Annotated in this window: 9 protein-coding genes and 1 pseudogene; 8 read left to right on the forward strand and 2 right to left on the reverse strand. The window is 70.2% G+C overall.

Annotation, left to right across the window (positions count from 1 at the left end):
- The first annotated feature begins 9 nt into the window (after positions 1-9).
- The 3 genes and pseudogenes from VXC91_RS06050 (at position 10) to VXC91_RS06060 (ending at position 2,844) form a co-directional block, all read left to right on the forward strand.
- Positions 10-2,046: a M4 family metallopeptidase gene (locus tag VXC91_RS06050; RefSeq protein ID WP_329505650.1), complete on the forward strand. Its 2,037-nt coding sequence runs from the start codon at positions 10-12 to the stop codon at positions 2,044-2,046.
- Positions 2,047-2,118: 72 nt separating this feature from the next.
- Positions 2,119-2,229 (forward strand): annotated as a pseudogene (locus tag VXC91_RS06055) (hypothetical protein); the annotation flags it as partial.
- A 108-nt stretch (positions 2,230-2,337) separates the two neighbouring features.
- Positions 2,338-2,844: a DUF1990 family protein gene (locus tag VXC91_RS06060; protein WP_329505665.1), complete on the forward strand. Its 507-nt coding sequence runs from the start codon at positions 2,338-2,340 to the stop codon at positions 2,842-2,844.
- A gap of 91 nt (positions 2,845-2,935) precedes the next feature.
- On the opposite strand, the gene glgP is transcribed toward VXC91_RS06060, so the two are convergent.
- A complete protein-coding gene (gene glgP / locus VXC91_RS06065; RefSeq protein ID WP_329505667.1) occupies positions 2,936-5,560 on the reverse strand; it encodes an alpha-glucan family phosphorylase in 2,625 nt (874 codons plus the stop codon).
- Positions 5,561-5,999: 439 nt separating this feature from the next.
- On the opposite strand from glgP, the gene VXC91_RS06070 reads away from it, so the two are divergent.
- From VXC91_RS06070 to glgB, 5 genes are all read left to right on the forward strand, one after another.
- A complete protein-coding gene (locus VXC91_RS06070; protein ID WP_408057338.1) occupies positions 6,000-7,142 on the forward strand; it encodes a S8 family peptidase in 1,143 nt (380 codons plus the stop codon).
- A gap of 257 nt (positions 7,143-7,399) precedes the next feature.
- Positions 7,400-9,523, forward strand: a complete 2,124-nt coding sequence (locus VXC91_RS06075) for an alpha-1,4-glucan--maltose-1-phosphate maltosyltransferase (protein WP_329505653.1) — start codon at positions 7,400-7,402, stop codon at positions 9,521-9,523.
- Positions 9,520-11,220 carry a maltose alpha-D-glucosyltransferase gene (gene treS / locus VXC91_RS06080; RefSeq protein WP_329505655.1) on the forward strand — a complete coding sequence of 567 codons (1,701 nt, stop codon included), beginning with the start codon at positions 9,520-9,522 and terminating at the stop codon, positions 11,218-11,220. Before VXC91_RS06075 ends, treS begins: the two co-directional genes overlap by 4 nt.
- Before the next feature lie 86 nt (positions 11,221-11,306).
- Entirely contained in the window at positions 11,307-12,707 is a 1,401-nt protein-coding gene (locus tag VXC91_RS06085; RefSeq protein WP_329505657.1) for a maltokinase N-terminal cap-like domain-containing protein, read from the forward strand.
- Between the two features lie 31 nt (positions 12,708-12,738).
- Complete coding sequence (gene glgB, locus VXC91_RS06090) at positions 12,739-15,510, forward strand: 1,4-alpha-glucan branching enzyme (RefSeq protein ID WP_329505658.1); 2,772 nt, start codon at positions 12,739-12,741, stop codon at positions 15,508-15,510.
- A gap of 64 nt (positions 15,511-15,574) precedes the next feature.
- On the opposite strand, the gene VXC91_RS06095 is transcribed toward glgB, so the two are convergent.
- Positions 15,575-17,959 carry a HelD family protein gene (locus tag VXC91_RS06095; RefSeq protein ID WP_329505659.1) on the reverse strand — a complete coding sequence of 795 codons (2,385 nt, stop codon included), beginning with the start codon at positions 17,957-17,959 and terminating at the stop codon, positions 15,575-15,577.
- Between the last annotated feature and the right edge of the window lie 103 nt (positions 17,960-18,062).

The raw sequence follows: 18,062 nt of genomic DNA on the forward strand, positions 1-18,062 counted from the left end.
GAGTCAGTGTTGAGAAGCAGTTCCTCTCGCAGACGCACCTCCCACACCCCCACTCGCAGCGCCGCCGCCTTCGCCCTCGTCGGGGTCTGCGCCCTGCTGGCAGCCGCCGTCCAGTCCGGCGCCGCGAGCGCCGCCGCCCCGGCCACCCTTGCCGCCGGAAAGATCAACCCCGCGCACGCGGCGCTGAAGCTCTCCCCCTCGCAGCGCGCCGAGCTGATCCGCGACGCCGACGCGGCGACGGCGGACACCGCCCGGGCGATAGGCCTCGGCGCCCAGGAGAAGCTGGTCGTCCGTGACGTCGTCAAGGACGGCGACGGCACACTCCACACGCGCTACGAGCGCACCTACGCCGGGCTCCCGGTCCTCGGCGGCGACCTGGTCGTCGACACGGCCGCGTCGGGGCAGACCGAGCAGGTCGTCAAGGCGACCCAGGCCACCGTCAAGGTCGCCTCGCTCACGCCTGCCGTCTCCGCCTCGACGGCGGAGAAGCAGGCGCTGTCCGTCGCCCGGGCGGCGGGGTCGAAGCAGACCGGCGCCGACAGCGCGCCCCGCAAGGTGGTCTGGGCGGCGAGCGGCAAGCCCACCCTCGCGTACGAGACGGTGATCGGTGGCTTCCAGGACGACGGGACGCCGAACGAACTGCATGTCATCAGCGACGCCGCGACCGGCAAGGAGCTCTTCCGGTACCAGGGCGTCAAGAACGGCATCGGCAACACCCAGTACAGCGGACAGGTCACGCTGACCACCACGCAGTCGGGCTCGACGTACACGCTGAACGACGGCTCGCGCGGGGGCCACAAGACGTACAACCTCAACCGCGGCACGTCCGGCACCGGCACGCTGTTCTCGCAGTCGAACGACACCTGGGGCAACGGCACCACGTCGAACGCCGCGACCGCGGGCGCCGACGCCCACTTCGGCGCCGCGACCACCTGGGACTTCTACAAGAGCACCTTCGGCCGCAGCGGCATCAGGAACGACGGCAAGGCGGCCTACTCCCGCGTGCACTACGGCAACTCCTACGTGAACGCGTTCTGGGACGACAGCTGCTTCTGCATGACCTACGGCGACGGCTCGGGCAACGCCGACCCGCTGACGTCCCTGGATGTGGCCGGCCACGAGATGAGCCACGGTGTCACCTCCAACACCGCGGGCCTGAACTACTCCGGCGAGTCCGGCGGCCTCAACGAGGCCACCTCCGACATCTTCGGCACCGGTGTGGAGTTCTACGCGAACAACTCGTCCGACCCGGGCGACTACCTCATCGGCGAGAAGATCGACATCAACGGCAACGGCACCCCGCTGCGCTACATGGACAAACCCAGCAAGGACGGCGCGTCCAAGGACAACTGGTACTCGGGGATCGGATCGGTCGACGTGCACTACTCGTCGGGCCCCGCCAACCACTTCTTCTACCTGCTCAGCGAGGGCAGCGGCGCCAAGGTCATCAACGGCGTGAGCTACAACTCGCCGACCGCGGACGGCCTCCCGGTCACCGGCATCGGCCGCGACAAGGCGCTGCAGATCTGGTACCGCGCGCTCACCACCAAGTTCACCTCGACCACCAACTACGCGGCGGCCCGCACCGGCACACTCGCGGCGGCGGGTGAGCTGTACGGCACCACGAGCGCCGAGTACAAGGCGGTGCAGGACGCGTGGGCCGCGGTCGCGGTCGGTTCCCGCTCCGGCGGTGGCGGCACCTCGTACGAGAGCACGACCCCGGTGTCCATTCCGGACAACGGCCCCGCTGTCACCTCGTCGATCACCGTCTCGGGCAGGACCGGAAACGCACCGAGCAACCTCCAGGTGACCGTCGACATCACACACACCTGGCGGGGCGACCTGGTCATCGACCTGGTGGGCCCCTCGGGCACCACGTACCGCCTGAAGAACTTCAGCTCGTCCGACTCCGCGGACAACGTGCAGGCCACCTACACGGTCAACGCCTCGGCACAAACGGCCAACGGGACCTGGAAGCTGAAGGTCCAGGACCAGGCGGCGCAGGACGTCGGCAGGATCAACAGCTGGAAGCTGACCTTCCCGTAAACCGCTCTGCCGAGCGACACGGACAGGGCGCCGTCCGGGGGTTCGAGCCCCTCGGGCGGCGCCCGTTCCGTCGTGAAGGACGCCGACGGAACGGTCCACACGCCCTACGAGCGCACCTACGCCGGTCTTCCGGTCCTCGGCGGCGATCTGATCGTCCACGAGTCGAAGTCCGGCACGACCGAGAGCGTGACCAGAGCGACGCAGGCGCCCGTCAAGGTGAACCAGTACGCAGATAGGACACGGCGGCCCCCGGCGCGAAGGCGTCGCCGGGGGCCGTCCTACGCTGGGCTCATGTCGTTCACGTACGAGGATGTGGGTGCGACCCGCAAGCCCGGCCACTGCCCCGAGGGCTTCCGTCCCCTGCACGTTCGCACGCGGATCGGCGAGGGCCACGAGGTGTTCCACCGGGCGGCCGAGGCGCTCCTCACCTGGGAGATGCACCGGGCGCTGGGCGTCGGCGTCACCGCGACCGAGGACCGAGCCGCCACCGGGGTCGATGTCACCATCACGCTCGCCGGTGTGATCAAGGCCCCCTGCCGGGTGGTCTGGACGGTCGAGGAACACCGCCGGGTGGGCTGGGCGTACGGAACGCTGCCGGGCCACCCGGAGTGCGGCGAGGAGTCCTTCGTCGTGGACCGCACCGGAGACGGCACGGTCTGGCTGACGATCACGGCCTTCAGCCGCCCGGCCAAGTGGTACACGAGGGCGGGCGGCCCGGCCGCGCGGGGCCTTCAGCACGCCTACGCACGACGGTGCGGTGCGGCGCTGCGGAAGCTGTGCGAGGAGGAGTCCCCCTAGTGCGGCGGACCGGAAAGGTTCACCGGCAAACCTTTCCGGCCACAGCACTAGCGCACCGGCGAGGACGAACCCGGCCGGCCCGTACCCCCGCTCAGCGCATCAGCACCCCGGCCTCCTCCCCCGCCTCCTCCGACGGCACGGCCACCAGGCCCAGCTCCGCACCGGACGCCAGCAGGCGATGCGCCGGCAGGATCCGCACGGTGTAGCCGTACGGCCCGGTCCGGTCCAGCGCCAGCGGCCCCTCGTACACCCAGCGGCCGTCCGGGTCAGGTCCGCCCGCCGGCTTCAGCGCCGTCGCCGTGACGTCCGCGAGGCGGTCGTCCGAGTCGACGCGGCCCGACACCGCCTGGACCTCCACGTCACCGGGCGCCAGCTCGCCGAGGCCGACGCGGACCCGGAGCGCCAGCGTCGTGCCCAGCTCCGCCGTCGCCGATGCCGCCGACGTCTCGAGGTGGTCGACCGTGACACCCGGCCAGGCCGCTCGCACCCGGGCCTTCCACCCCGCCAGCTCCCGCGCCGCGTCCGGCCGCATCGCCCGGTGCGCGTGGGCCGCCGGGGTGTACAGGCGCTCCACGTACTCACGGACCATCCGCCCGGCCAGCACCTTCGGACCCAGGTTCATGAGCGTCCGGCGGACCATCTCGATCCAGCGGTCGGGCAGTCCGCCCTGGCCCCGCTCGTAGAAGCGCGGCGCCACCCGCTGCCCGAGCAGCTCGTACAGCGCATGCGCCTCCAGGTCGTCGCGCCTGTCCTCGTCCGTCCCCGCACCGTCGGCCGTGGGGATCGCCCAGCCGAAGTCCGGCTGGTACCACTCGTCCCACCACCCGTCCAGGACCGACAGGTTGAGGCCGCCGTTGAGTGCCGCCTTCATACCGCTGGTGCCACAGGCCTCCAGCGGGCGCAGGGGGTTGTTCAGCCACACGTCACAGCCCGGATAGAGCTTCTGCGCCATCGCCATGCCGTAGTCCGGGAGGAAGACGATGCGGTGACGCGCGCGCGGGTCGTCCGCGAACCGGACCAGCTCCTGGATCAGGCGCTTTCCGCCGTCGTCCGCCGGGTGCGCCTTCCCGGCCACCACGATCTGGATCGGGCGCTCCGGATGCAGCAGCAGTTCCATCAGCCGGTCCCGGTCTCGCAGCATCAGCGTCAGGCGCTTGTACGACGGCACACGCCGGGCGAACCCGATCGTCAGCACGTCGGGATCCAGCACTCCGTCGATCCAGCCGAGTTCGGCCGTCCCGGCACCCCGCTGCCGACAGGACGCGTACAGACGCTCCCGCACCTCCAGCACCAGCTGCTCGCGCAAGCCCCGGCGCAGGTCCCAGATCTCCTGGTCGGTGATCTCCTCGATCGCATCCCAGCGTTCGGGACCGCCGACCGTCATGGCGTCCGCGGTGCGCTCCGCGCCGATCTGCCGCGCCCCGAGCCGGAACACCTCCGGCGCCACCCAGGTCGGCGCGTGCACCCCGTTGGTCACGGACGTGATCGGAACCTCGTCGGGGTCGAAGCCCGGCCACAGACCCGAGAACATCTCCCGGCTGACGTTGCCGTGCAGCAGGGACACGCCGTTGGCGCGCTGGCCGAGCCTGAGTCCCATCACCGCCATGTTGAACAGATTGGGCTCGCCGCCCGGGTACGTCTCCATCCCGAGCTGCAGGATCCGTTCCACCTCGATCCGTGGCAGTTCCGCGTCCGGGCCGAAGTGCCGGGCCACCAGCTCCCGGTCGAAGCGGTCGATGCCCGCGGGGACGGGGGTGTGGGTGGTGAAGACCGTGCCGGCCCGGACCGCCTCCAGGGCGGAGTCGAAGTCGAGGCCGCCCTCGCACAGCTCGGCGATCCGTTCCAGGCCGAGGAAACCGGCGTGGCCCTCGTTGGTGTGGAACACTTCTGGCTCGGCGTGCCCGGTCAGCCGGCAGTACGTGCGCACCGCGCGCACTCCGCCGATGCCGAGCAGCATCTCCTGCAGCAGCCGGTGCTCGCTGCCGCCGCCGTAGAGCCGGTCGGTGACGCCCCGTTCGCCGAGGTCGTTCTCCTCCACGTCCGAGTCGAGCATGAGCAGTGGCACCCGGCCCACCTGGGCCAGCCAGATGCGGGCCTGGAGCCGGCGGCCGCCCGGCAGTCCGAGCAAGACCCGGGCGTGCGTGCCGTCCGGCTCCCGCAGGGGCACCACGGGCAGTTCGTTCGGGTCGAGCACCGGATAGTGCTCCTGCTGCCAGCCGTCCCGCGAGAGGGTCTGCCGGAAGTAGCCGTGCCGGTACAGCAGGCCCACGCCGATCAGCGGGACGCCGAGGTCGCTGGCCGCCTTCAGATGGTCGCCGGCGAGGATGCCGAGGCCACCGGAGTACTGGGGCAGCGCCGCCGTGATGCCGAACTCGGGCGAGAAGTAGGCGACAGCGGCGGGGAGGTCGGAATCGGACGAGCGGGTCTGGTACCAGCGGTCGCCGCTCAGATAGTCGGCGAGGTCGTCGGTGGCCGCGGCGAGGCGGCGCAGGAAGCGGCGGTCCTCGGCCAGCTCGGCCAGCCGGGCGGGAGGCACGCTCCCCAGCAGCCGCACCGGGTCGCCGCCGGAGGCGGCCCAGCGTTCGGGGTCGACGGACTGGAGGAGGTCACGGGTCTCCGCATGCCACGACCAGCGCAGATTGCGCGCCAGATCGCTCAGCGGGTGAAGGGCTTCGGGGAGGACGGGACGTACGGTGAACCTGCGGATGGCCTTCACGAATTCCACCTTCACGGAGGACGTGCGCGGCATGTCACATCCGACGGTACGCCGCCCGGTTCACCTACCGTCGGGTTTGCACGCAGCCCGGTTCGGAGCCGCCGCGGGGGCCCGCCGCCCCCCGAACCCCCGGCTGTCGGGCCCGAACCGGCCCCTGCAGCGCCGGACGGGCCGCGATCACACGGACCGGGCCGCCCGAAAGACAACGCAACCTTTACATACCGGACCCGACCGATATGGCCGATTCCGCCCTCCTGGGCGACCTTGTGGTGGTTCACGCCGCACGAGAGGCTGCCCCCTGGCGTTCCGGCCGACAGGCAGCCCTGGCGTGGGCGGACTCCGGCCGCGTCACGCCGAGTCGAGGAGGGGAACTCGAGTCATGACACGGACGGGAAACGCGCGTCTGCGCTGGGCAGGCGGCCTCACCGCGGTCACCACCATCGCGGCGCTCTCGGCCCTCAGCCTGCCCGCGCAGGCCGCTCCGGAGGGGGTCGTCCTGGGCGCCGGAGCCCCCGGCGCCGTCAGCGGAAGTTACATCGTCACGCTCAAGGGGGGAACGAAGGCCCCGTCGGACCTCGGCAAGAGCATCGCCGAGAAGTACGGGGCGAAAATAAGCCAAACCTACGGAACCGCGCTCAACGGGTACGCGGTGAGAGTCGACGAGCGACAGGCCCGGCGCCTCGCGGCGGACTCCCGCGTGGCATCGGTCGTCCAGGACACCACAGTCACCCTGGACCACTACCAGAAGAATCCGCCCTCGTGGGGCCTGGACCGTATCGACCAGCGGAACCAGCCGCTCGACCGGGGCTACACCTGGCCCGAACCGGCGGGCGCAGGCGTGACGGTGTACGTCATCGACACCGGGATCCGCATCTCGCACAAGGACTTCGGCGGGCGGGCGAGCTACGGCTGGGACTTCGTGGGCAACGACAGGATCGCGGCCGATGCCAACGGACACGGCACGCACGTGGCCGGAACCATCGCGGGCACCGGGTACGGGGTCGCCAAACAGGCGAAGGTGGTGGCCGTACGCGTTCTGGACGCAACCGGCGCGGGCACCACCGCGCAGGTCATCGCGGGAATCGACTGGGTCACCCGGCATGCGAGGAAGCCCGCGGTGGCGAACCTGAGCCTGGGCGGCTATGCGAACGTCCAACTGGACGCGGCCGTACGCAACTCCATCGCCTCCGGCGTCAGCTACGCGGTCGCCGCCGGCAACGACCGGCTCCCGGCCGGCCTGTACTCCCCGGCCCGCCTCCCCCAGGCCATCACGGTGGGCGCCTCCGACCAGAAGGACGCCCGCGCGAGCTTCTCCAACTGGGGTTCGAGCCTTGACCTGTTCGCTCCCGGCGTCGCCATCACCTCCGACTCCTCCGCGAGCGACACCGCCAAGGCCACCTTCTCCGGTACGTCGATGGCGACACCGCACGTCGCGGGGGCGGCGGCGCTCTATCTCGCCGAACATTCCAAGGCCACTCCGGCTCAGGTGAGCCAGGCGCTCGTGCGGCAGGCGGTGCCCGGGAAGATCAAGGCCGCGGGGGCCGGATCACCGAACAGGCTGCTGCAGGTGGACAGTCCCTGACCGCGGTCGTCCGGACAGGTGTAAAGAAGAATCAACCGGACACGCGTAACCTTGCCGGCCTCGCCCCTGAGGGCGGGGCCGGTCCTTTTCGCTGTCCCGGATGCGGCCGGTCTTGAAGGTAGACATACGCGTGAGTAGTTAACAAAGTGCCGGAATGCCCACCCGCACAGCGTGGGAAGGCTCCTCCGGTAACCCCGCTTGCCCCGCCTTCCGACACCCTCATCCGCCCACCCACGTCGACGCGGACAGGAGCGGTCATGCACCCGACGCACCACTCGCCGGCATCCCCGTCCATCAGCACCGCCACCTCCTCGAAGGAGAAGGCCGACGCCGTGACCCCCGCCCCGCGGACACCCTCCCCGGACCCGAGTCCCATTCCGGCCCCCACAACCGGTCCCACGATCGGGCGAATCCCCGTCCTCGACGTACAACCCCTCGTCCACCAGGGCCGTCGCCCGGCCAAGGCGGTGGTGGGAGAGGAGTTCGAGATCTCCGCCACGGTCTTCCGTGAGGGCCATGACGCGGTCGCCGCCAATGTCGTCCTCAGGGACCCCGAAGGCCGCCCCGGACCCTGGACCCCGATGCGCGAACTCGCCCCCGGCACCGACCGCTGGGGCGCCACCGTCTCCGTACCGAGCGAGGGCCGGTGGACCTACGCCGTGGAGGCGTGGAGTGATCCGGTCACCACCTGGCGGCACCACGCCGAGATCAAGATCCCGGCCGGGATCGACACCGAACTGGTCCTGGAGGAGGGCGCACGTCTGTACGAACGTGCGGCCGCCGACGTCCCGTCGCGCGAGGACGGACGACAGATCCTCCTCGCCGCGGTGGACGCCCTGCGGGACATCGGCCGTCCGGCCGCGTCCCGTCTGGCGGGGGCGTTGACGCCGGAGGTGGAGGGGGTGCTGGTGCGCTTTCCGCTGCGTGAGTGGGTGACGTCTTCGGATGTGCTGGGGTTGGTGGTGGAGCGGGAGCGGGCGTTGTTCGGGTCGTGGTACGAGTTCTTTCCGCGGTCGGAGGGGACGGTGGAGCGGCCGCACGGGACGTTCCGTTCGGCGGCGCGGCGGTTGCCGGTGATCGCGGGGATGGGGTTCGACGTGGTGTATCTGCCGCCGGTGCATCCGATCGGGTCGACGTTTCGCAAGGGGCGGAACAACAGTGTGTCGGCGGGCGCGGGGGACGTGGGGGTGCCGTGGGCGATCGGGTCGCCGGAGGGTGGGCACGATGCGGTGCACCCGGATCTGGGGTCGGTCGAGGATTTCGTGTGGTTCGTGGGGCGGGCGCGGGATCTGGGGCTCGAGGTGGCGCTGGATTTCGCGTTGCAGTGTTCGCCGGATCATCCGTGGGTCGAGAAGCATCCGGAGTGGTTCCGGCATCGGCCGGACGGGTCGGTCGCGTTTGCGGAGAATCCGCCGAAGAAGTATCAGGACATCTATCCGGTGTTCTTCGATGCGGACATGGAGGGGCTGGTGGCGGAGACGCTGCGGGTTCTTCGGTTCTGGATGGGGCATGGGGTGCGGATCTTCCGGGTGGACAATCCGCATACGAAACCGGTGGTGTTCTGGGAGCAGGTACTGGGGGAGATCCGTCGGGGTGATCCTGATGTCATCTTTCTGGCGGAGGCGTTCACCCGGCCGGCGATGATGCGGACGCTGGCGCAGGTGGGGTTCCAGCAGTCGTACACCTATTTCACGTGGCGGAATTCGAAACCGGAGCTGACGGAGTATCTGACGGAGTTGTCGGGGGAGTCGGCGGCGTATATGCGGCCGAACTTCTTTGTGAACACTCCGGACATCCTGCATGCGTATCTGCAGCGTGGGGGGCGGCCGGCGTTCGAGGTGCGGGCGGTGCTGGCGGCGACGCTGTCGCCGACCTGGGGTGTGTATTCGGGCTATGAGCTGTGTGAGAACGTGCCGTTGCGGGAGGGCAGTGAGGAGTATCTGGACTCGGAGAAGTACCAGTTGCGGCCCCGGGACTGGGAGACGGCCGAACGCGAGGGACGCGCCATCACACCGCTGATCACGCGGTTGAACGCGATCCGGCGGGCCAGTCCGGCGTTGCGGCAGTTGCGGAATCTGCATTTCCACCATGCGGACAAGGACGAGGTGATCGTCTACTCCAAGCGTTCGGGTTCGAACACGGTTGTGGTGGTGGCCAACCTCGATCCGCACCACACCCAGGAGGCCACGGTGTCGTTGGACATGCCGCGGCTCGGCCTGGACTGGCACGAGTCGGTGCCGGTGCGTGATGAGCTCACCGGTGTCACCTATCACTGGGGCAGGACCAACTATGTGCGTCTTTCGCCGGGCGAGGCTCCCGCACACGTGCTGACCGTCCTGCGACCGTCCTCACTGCAGACCGGAGGGTCACCCACACGATGATCGTCAACGAGCCCGTCCCGGACACCTTCGAGGACACTCCCGCCGCGGACCGCGACCCGCAGTGGTTCAAGCGTGCCGTCTTCTACGAGGTCCTGGTGCGGTCCTTCCAGGACAGCAACGGTGACGGTGTGGGTGATCTGAAGGGGCTGACCGCGAAGCTGGACTATCTGCAGTGGCTGGGCGTGGACTGCCTGTGGCTGCCGCCGTTCTTCATGTCCCCGCTGCGGGACGGCGGTTACGACGTGTCGGACTACACGGCGGTGCTGCCGGAGTTCGGTGACCTGGCGGACTTCGTGGAGTTCGTGGACGCCGCCCACCAGCGGGGCATGCGGGTGATCATCGACTTCGTGATGAACCACACCAGCGACCAGCACCCGTGGTTCCAGGAATCCCGCGCCCACCCCGAGGGCCCGTACAGCGACTACTACGTGTGGGCAGACGACGACAAGCAGTTCCAGGACGCGCGGATCATCTTCGTCGACACCGAGGCCTCCAACTGGACCTTCGACCCGATCCGCAAGCAGTACTACTGGCACCGCTTCTTCTCCCACCAGCCGGACCTGAACTACGAGAACCCGGCCGTGCAGGAGGAGATGATCTCCGCGCTGAGGTTCTGGCTGGACCTGGGCATCGACGGATTCCGGCTCGATGCCGTGCCCTACCTCTACCAGCAGGAAGGCACCAACTGCGAGAACCTGCCGGCCACGCACGAGTTCCTCAAACGGGTCCGCAAGGAGATCGACGCCCACTACCCGGACACCGTGCTGCTGGCGGAGGCCAACCAGTGGCCCGAGGACGTGGTCGACTACTTCGGCGACTTCCGCAGCGGCGGCGACGAATGCCACATGGCCTTCCACTTCCCCGTCATGCCGCGCATCTTCATGGCGGTGCGCCGCGAGTCGCGTTACCCGGTCTCGGAGATCCTGGCCAAGACCCCGGCGATCCCCTCCAACTGCCAGTGGGGCATCTTCCTGCGCAACCACGACGAGCTGACCTTGGAGATGGTCACCGACGAGGAACGCGACTACATGTGGGCGGAGTACGCCAAGGACCCCCGCATGCGCGCCAACATCGGCATCCGCCGCCGGCTGGCGCCGCTGCTGGACAACGACCGCAACCAGATCGAGTTGTTCACCGCGCTGCTGCTGTCACTGCCCGGCTCGCCGATCCTGTACTACGGGGACGAGATCGGCATGGGCGACAACATCTGGCTCGGGGACCGGGACGCGGTGCGCACGCCGATGCAGTGGACCCCGGACCGCAACGCGGGCTTCTCCTCCTGCGACCCGGGCCGTCTGTATCTGCCCACGATCATGGATCCGGTCTACGGCTACCAGGTCGCCAATGTGGAGGCGTCGATGTCCTCGCCGTCCTCGCTGCTGCACTGGACCCGCCGCATGATCGAGATCCGCAAGCAGAACCCGGCGTTCGGTCTGGGCTCCTACACCGAGTTGTCCTCCTCCAACCCGGCCGTCCTGGCCTTCCTGCGCGAGTACAAGGACGACCTGGTGATGTGCGTGCACAACTTCTCCCGGTTCGCCCAGCCCACCGAACTCGACCTCAGCCGCTTCAACGGCCGCCACCCCGTGGAACTGATCGGCGGAGTCCGCTTCCCCGCCATCGGCGAACTCCCCTACCTCCTCACCCTCGCAGGCCACGGCTTCTACTGGTTCCGACTCCGCAAGGACCCCGCATAGTGCCCCGGGCGGGGCGGTTTCCACCACCCCGCCCGGGGCACGCAGCCAGTGACACCCCGACCGCCCCCGGGGAAAGGACGCACGCCATGTCGGAAGCCGTCACCCACCCCGTCGCGACTCAGCCCCGTCTCCTCTCGTCCCTCTCCCCCCTGCTGAGGGAGTGGCTGCCGCGTCAGCGCTGGTTCGCGGGCAAAGGCCGGCCCGTCACCGGGTTCTCCCTGGTGGCGGCCACCGAACTGCTGCCGCCCGGGGGCACGCTGACCCTGCTCCACCTGCTCGTCCGGGCCCATCAGCCCGACGTCCCTGCCCAGGGTGGCGTGCCGCACCCCAGCGACTGCTACCAGTTGCTGATCGGCGTACGCGAGGCGCTGCCGCCGCGGCTGGCACCCGCACTCATCGGGCATCCGGACGACGGACCGCTCGCCGGGCAGACCGTCTACCAGGCGCTGTACGACTCCCGGGCCACCTCCGTCCTCCTGGAGGCGATCCGCACGCGGGCCCGTATCGGCCGGCTGCGCTTCGAGGGGGACGTGCGCCAGACGATAGAAGTCGGGCTCGCCCCGCGGGTGGTGACCTCGGAGCAGTCCAACTCCTCGGTTGTATACGGAGATACGTTTATCCTCAAGCTTCTGCGGCGTCTGGTCCCGGGCACCAACCCGGACCTGGAGCTGCCGTTGATGCTCGCGCGCGAGAACTGCCCCCGGGTGCCGGCGCCGGCCGGCTGGCTGCTCGCCGACCTCGACGGGCTCGACGACTCGTACGTCCTCGGCGTGCTGCAACCGTATGTGCGGGGCGCGACCGACGGCTGGGAACTCGCGCTGGACGAGCTGGCCAAGGGCGCGGACTTCACAACGGAGGCGCGAGCACTCGGACGGGCGACGGCCGAGGTGCACACGGCGCTGGCCCGGGCCCTGCCGACGGTCACCCTGGGCCACGCCCGGATGCGCCTGCTCGCCGACGGCATGACCGAGCGTCTCGAAGCGGCGGCCCAGGCGGTGCCCGCCCTGCGGCCCTACGTACCCGGGCTGCGGTCCTCGTTCGAGGCGCTGGCGGGTCTGGCCGCCGAGGGGCATGTGTGGACCGCCCAGCGCATCCACGGCGATCTGCACCTGGGCCAGTGTCTGCGCTCACCGTCCGGCTCCTGGTCGCTGATCGATTTCGAGGGCGAGCCGTCCAGGCCGCTGGCCGAGCGGCGGATGCCGCAGCCGGCGGTGCGGGACATCGCGGGGATGCTCCGCTCGTTCGACTACGCCTCGCATTCGGCCGGGCCGCCGGCAGCGGAGTGGGCCGTCGCCTGCCGGTCCGCCTACTGCTGCGGTTACGCGGAGGTCGCCGGGCGCGATCCACGCACCGAACCGGTCCTGCTGCGCGCGTACGAGACGGACAAGGCCGTCTACGAGGTCGTGTACGAGGCCCGGCACCGCCCTGACTGGCTGCCCGTGCCCATGGCCGCCATACACCGCCTGTCCACCGGCGTCACATCGTGATCCACCAACCCCTGCCGAGGAGGCCCTGCCCGTGACCCCCCGTCCTCCGTCCGACGACAGCACCAAGAAGAACGGCGACGGTCCCGAGAGGACCGGTGTGAAGAAGGCGACCGCCGAGAAGAAGACGGCAGCCGCCGCCGAGAAGTCGACGGCCGGCAAGAAGAAGGCGGCGGCGAAGAAGGCGACGGCCGCGCCGAAGAAGGCCGCGGCCGAGAGGGCGGGGGCCGGGACGACGCCTGCGAAGAAGGCTGCCGCGAAGACGGCCACCGCCGGGAAGACCACTGCCAGGACGGCCGCTTCCACGCGCTTCGCCGCCGCGAAGACCGCCGCCGAAGCGGCCCCGGTGAAGAAGAGCGCGGCCAAGAAGACCACTGCCAAGAAGACGACGGCGCAGAAGGCCTCCGCCGGGAAGCCTGCCGGCACGGCGGCCGCCGCCGGAGCCCCTGCCGAGAGCGCCGCTGCCAGGAAGGCGGCCGCGCGTCCGGCCCCGGCGTCGATCGCGCAGGAGGCGGTGGAGCCGGCGGTGAGCAGGACGCCCGCGGAGCAGGGCGCGGTGGTGACCCCCGTGACCGGGGCGGATCCGGAACCGGCCGCTGTGACGACGCCGGAGGTGGCCCGCTCCCCCGCTGTCGGCGCCGGGGACCGAGAGCGGCTGCTCGCCGGCTCCCACCACGATCCGCACGCCGTACTCGGCGCCCACCCGGTGCCCGGCGGGGTCGCCTTCCGGGCCTTCAGGCCCTACGCGCTCTCCGTCACCGTCGTCACCGATTCCCTGCGGGCCGAGTTGCACGACGACGGGGACGGCTTCTTCTCGGGGCTGCTGCCGCTGCGGGGCGTCGCCCCATATCGGCTCCTCGTCGAGTACGAGGGGGCGGTCCAGGACACCGAGGACGCCTATGCCCTCCTGCCCACCCTCGGCGAGCTCGACCTGCATCTGATCGGTGAGGGACGCCACGAGGAGCTGTGGAAGGTGCTCGGCGCCCACCCGATGACGCACCAGGGCGTGACCGGCACCCGGTTCTCGGTGTGGGCGCCGAACGCCCGGGGCGTGCGTGTGTCCGGCGATTTCAACTTCTGGGACGGCACCGGCCACCCCATGCGCTCGCTGGGTTCGAGCGGTGTCTGGGAGCTGTTCGTGCCCGGCGCCGGGCCCGGGACGCTGTACAAGTTCGACATCACCCGCCCCGACGGGTCCAGGACCCAGCGGGCCGACCCCCTCGCGCGCCGCACGGAGGCCCCGCCGAAGACATCCTCGATCGTGACGGACTCCGTCCACGAGTGGCATGACGGGGAGTGGCTCGCGCAGCGGGGGGAGACGCCGGTGCACCAGGCGCCGTTCTCCGTCTACGAGGTGCATCTGCCGTCCTGGCGGCCGGGGCTGACCTACCGGCAACTGGCCGAGCAGCTCCCCGCGTACGTCAGGGACCTGGGCTTCACCCACGTCGAACTGATGCCGGTCGCCGAGCATCCCTTCGGCGGCTCCTGGGGCTACCAGGTCACCGGCTTCTACGCGCCCACCGCCCGCCTGGGCACCCCCGACGACTTCAAGTACCTCATCGACGCGTTGCACCAGGCCGGCATCGGCGTCCTGATGGACTGGGTGCCCGCGCACTTCCCGCGCGACGACTGGGCGCTGGCCGAGTTCGACGGGCATGCCCTGTACGAGCACCAGGACCCGCTGCGGGCCGCACACCCGGACTGGGGCACGCTGGAGTTCGACTACGGCCGGCGCGAGGTGCGCAACTTCCTGGTCGCCAACGCCGTGTACTGGTGCGAGGAGTTCCACATCGACGGCCTGCGTGTGGACGCGGTGGCCTCCATGCTCTACCTGGACTACTCACGCGAGCCCGGCCAGTGGACCCCGAACGTGCACGGCGGCCGGGAGAACCTGGACGCGGTGGCCTTTCTGCAGGAGATGAACGCCACCGTCTACCGCCGATGCCCCGGTGTAGTCACCGTCGCCGAGGAGTCCACCGCCTGGGACGGCGTCACCCGGGCCACGCACCACAGGGGCCCGAGCGGCTTCGGCGGTCTGGGCTTCGGTCTGAAGTGGAACATGGGCTGGATGCACGACTCGCTCCAGTACATGAGCCACGAGCCGGTCCACCGCAAGTACCACCACCACGAGATGACGTTCTCGATGGTGTACGCGTACAGCGAGAACTACGTGCTGCCGATCTCCCACGACGAGGTCGTGCACGGGAAACGGTCGCTGGTGTCGAAGATGCCGGGCGACTGGTGGCAGCAACGTGCCGACCACCGCGCCTACCTGGGCTTCATGTGGGCCCACCCGGGCAAGCAACTCCTGTTCATGGGACAGGAGTTCGCCCAGGGCGCCGAATGGTCCGAGGCCCATGGCCCCGACTGGTGGCTGCTGGACCCGGCCTACGGGGCGGAGGCCGACCACCGGGGCGTGCGTGACCTGGTGCGCGAACTGAACACGGCCTATCGCCGCACCCCGGCACTGTGGCAGCGGGACACCGAGCCGTCCGGCTTCCAGTGGACGGTGGGCGACGCCGCCGACGACAACGTGTTCGCGTTCCTGCGCTACGACGCGGAGGGCACACCCGTCCTTGCCGTGTCCAACTTCTCCCCGGTCGTACGCCACGACTACCGTCTGGGCGTCCCCGACGACATCCCGGCCTGGCACGAACTGCTCAACACCGACCTGGCGCAGTACGGCGGCAGCGACGTCCACAACCCCGACCCGCTGAAGCCGGAACCCACGCCCTGGCACGGCCGCCCGGCGAGCCTCCGTCTGACTCTGCCGCCACTGGCGACGCTCTGGCTCCGCCCGGCGTGACGCTTTCCCTCTCGAGTGTCCGCAGGCGGAACCCCCGGCCTCCGGACACTCGAGAGCGGGCCGCTCAGGCGGAGGTGCCGGGCCGCTCGGGCAGCCCGGTCTCCAGCGCCTTCGGCAGCTTCCCGGTGTGCAGCACACCCAGCCGCTGCGTCGCCCGCGTCAGCGCCACGTAGAGATCACTCGTGCCGTAGCGTCCCGGTTCGACCACCAGAACCGAGTCGAACTCGAGCCCCTTGGACTGGCGCGGATCGAGCAGGACGACGGTCCGGGTCAGATCGGGTTCCGCGCCCGCCGTCACCCCGTCGAGACGTGCGGCCAGCGACCGGTGCAGATCGCGCGGGGCGATCACGGCAAGCCTGCCCGCGGGAGCACCTCCCTGCTCCCGCGGCGCCCCCCGCTCGGACGGAGCCGACGGCGAGGGCGAAGCCGCGCCCCCGAGGGACGCGGTCAGTTCCTCGACCGCCTTCGCCACCGCCCAGGGCAGATCATCGGTGGCACGCACCCAGGGCCTCACCCCTGTGGACCGTACCGAACTCGGCGGGTCGAAGCCGGGGTTCTCCGCACGGACCACGGCCGCCGCCACGTCCATGATCTCGGACGGCGTACGGTAGTTGACGCCGAGGCGCGTGTGCTCCCAGCGGTCCTCGACGTAGGGCTCCAGGATCTCGGACCACGATCCGACGCCGCCGGCCTCGGACGTCTGCGCCGGGTCCCCGACCAGGGTCATCGAGCGGGTGGGGCTGCGCCGCATCAGAAGCCGCCACGCCATCGGCGACAACTCCTGCGCCTCGTCGACGATGATGTGCCCGAACGCCCAGGTGCGGTCGGCCGCCGCGCGCTCGGCGGCGCTGCGGTGGTCCGCCTCCTCCTGCCGATCGGCGAACCGCTCCGCGTCGATGATGTCGTGCGCCGACAGGACCTCCGATCCGTCGGGATCGCTGTCCTCCTTGTCCTCGAACTCGTATGTCCGGGAGGCGTACGACACGTCCAGCACGCCCTGCGCGTAGGCGATCTGCGTCTCCCGCTCGCGCTCCGCGCGCGCCTTCGACACCCGGTCGTCCTCGCCGAGGAGTTCGGCCGCCTCGTCGAGCAGCGGGACATCGGCCGTGGTCCAGGCCCGGGTGACCCGGCGGCGGATGGCGGCCGCGTCCTCGTCGGACACATAGCCCTCCGGATCGGCGAGGAAGTCCGCGACCAGCCGCTGCGGTGTCAGCCGCGGCCACAGCGAGTCGATCGCGGACCACACCTCGGGGTTCACGGCGAGGTCGTCGCGGATCTGGGTGAGGTCGCTCGCGTCGAGGAGGCTGGAACCGTCGTACGGGTCCGTGCCGATGCGCTCGGCGACCATGTCGGTGAGCGTGTTGAGGATGTGGCCCTCGAAGTGCTCGCGGGCGTCGTTGTGCGGCAGCCGGGCCGCACGGGTGCGCTCGCGGGCCACGTTCACCAGGCCGTCGTCGAGCATCAGGACCTCCCGGTCGTGCTCGATGGCGATCACCGGGTCGGGCAGCGACTGCCGGTCGCGTACGACGGCGGCGAGGACATCGGCCATGTCGGCGCGCCCCTTCACGGCGGCCGCCTCGGGGGTGTCGGTCGCGGTCGCCTTCACACCGGGGAACAACTCGCCCATCGTCGCCAGCAGTACGCCGGTCTCACCGAGCGAGGGCAGCACCTGACCGATGTAACCGAGGAACGCCGGGTTCGGGCCGACGACGAGGACCGCGCGGCGGGCGAGCAATTCCCGGTGTTCGTAGAGGAGGTAGGCCGCCCGGTGCAGCGCGACGGCCGTCTTGCCGGTGCCGGGTCCGCCTTCCACCACCAGCACGCCCCGGTACGGCGCGCGGATGATGCGGTCCTGGTCGGCCTGGATGGTCTGCACGATGTCGCTCATGCGGCCGGTGCGGGCCGAGTTCAGAGCGGCAAGCAGCACGGCGTCCCCGGTCGGGTCCTCGTGGCCGGTGCGCTCGCGGTCGCGCAGGTCGAGGATCTCGTCGTGCAGCGACGTCACCCGGCGCCCGTCGGTGGCGATGTGCCGCCTCCGGCGCAGTCCCATCGGTGTGTGTCCGGTGGCCAGATAGAAGGGGCGGGCGACCTCGGCCCGCCAGTCGATCAGGAGCGGTGTCCGGTCCGCGTCGTCGGTGCGCAGCCCGATGCGGCCGATGTGGTGACTCCCCCCGGAGGAGAGGTCGATACGTCCGAAGCAGAGCGCCCCGTCCACGGCGTTCAGCGCCGCCAGCAGTCCCGAGCGTTCGGCGACGAGAATGTCCCGCTCCAGTCGGGCCTGCATGGGCTTGTCGCCCTGCGCCAGCGCGTCCGCGACGGAGGCCTCGGTGTCACCGCGCAGCGCGTCCACGCGCACGTACAACCCGTCGATGAATTCCTGTTCCCGGCGCAAGTCATCGTCTGGAAATTCGGTGTTTGACAATTCCACTCCCGCCCGGATATACTGCATTCGTTGAGCTTTTCGCGACCCGATCCATTGAAGTCGCGAATCATTGAATATACGCAAGGAAATCCCCCGAGCGCAATTGCTCGGGGGATTTCTTCGTACGGGC

The sequence above is a fragment of the Streptomyces chiangmaiensis genome, assembly GCF_036281785.1.
In the GTDB taxonomy this organism is placed as follows: Bacteria; Actinomycetota; Actinomycetes; order Streptomycetales; family Streptomycetaceae; genus Streptomyces; species Streptomyces chiangmaiensis.

Coding starts and splice junctions, on each gene's coding strand:
- VXC91_RS06060 (WP_329505665.1), top strand. CDS start 2,338: ATGTCGTTCACGTACGAGGATGTGGGTGCGACCCGCAAGCCCGGCCAC.
- VXC91_RS06075 (WP_329505653.1), top strand. CDS start 7,400: ATGCACCCGACGCACCACTCGCCGGCATCCCCGTCCATCAGCACCGCC.
- treS (WP_329505655.1), top strand. CDS start 9,520: ATGATCGTCAACGAGCCCGTCCCGGACACCTTCGAGGACACTCCCGCC.
- VXC91_RS06085 (WP_329505657.1), top strand. CDS start 11,307: ATGTCGGAAGCCGTCACCCACCCCGTCGCGACTCAGCCCCGTCTCCTC.
- VXC91_RS06095 (WP_329505659.1), bottom strand. CDS start 17,959: ATGCAGTATATCCGGGCGGGAGTGGAATTGTCAAACACCGAATTTCCA.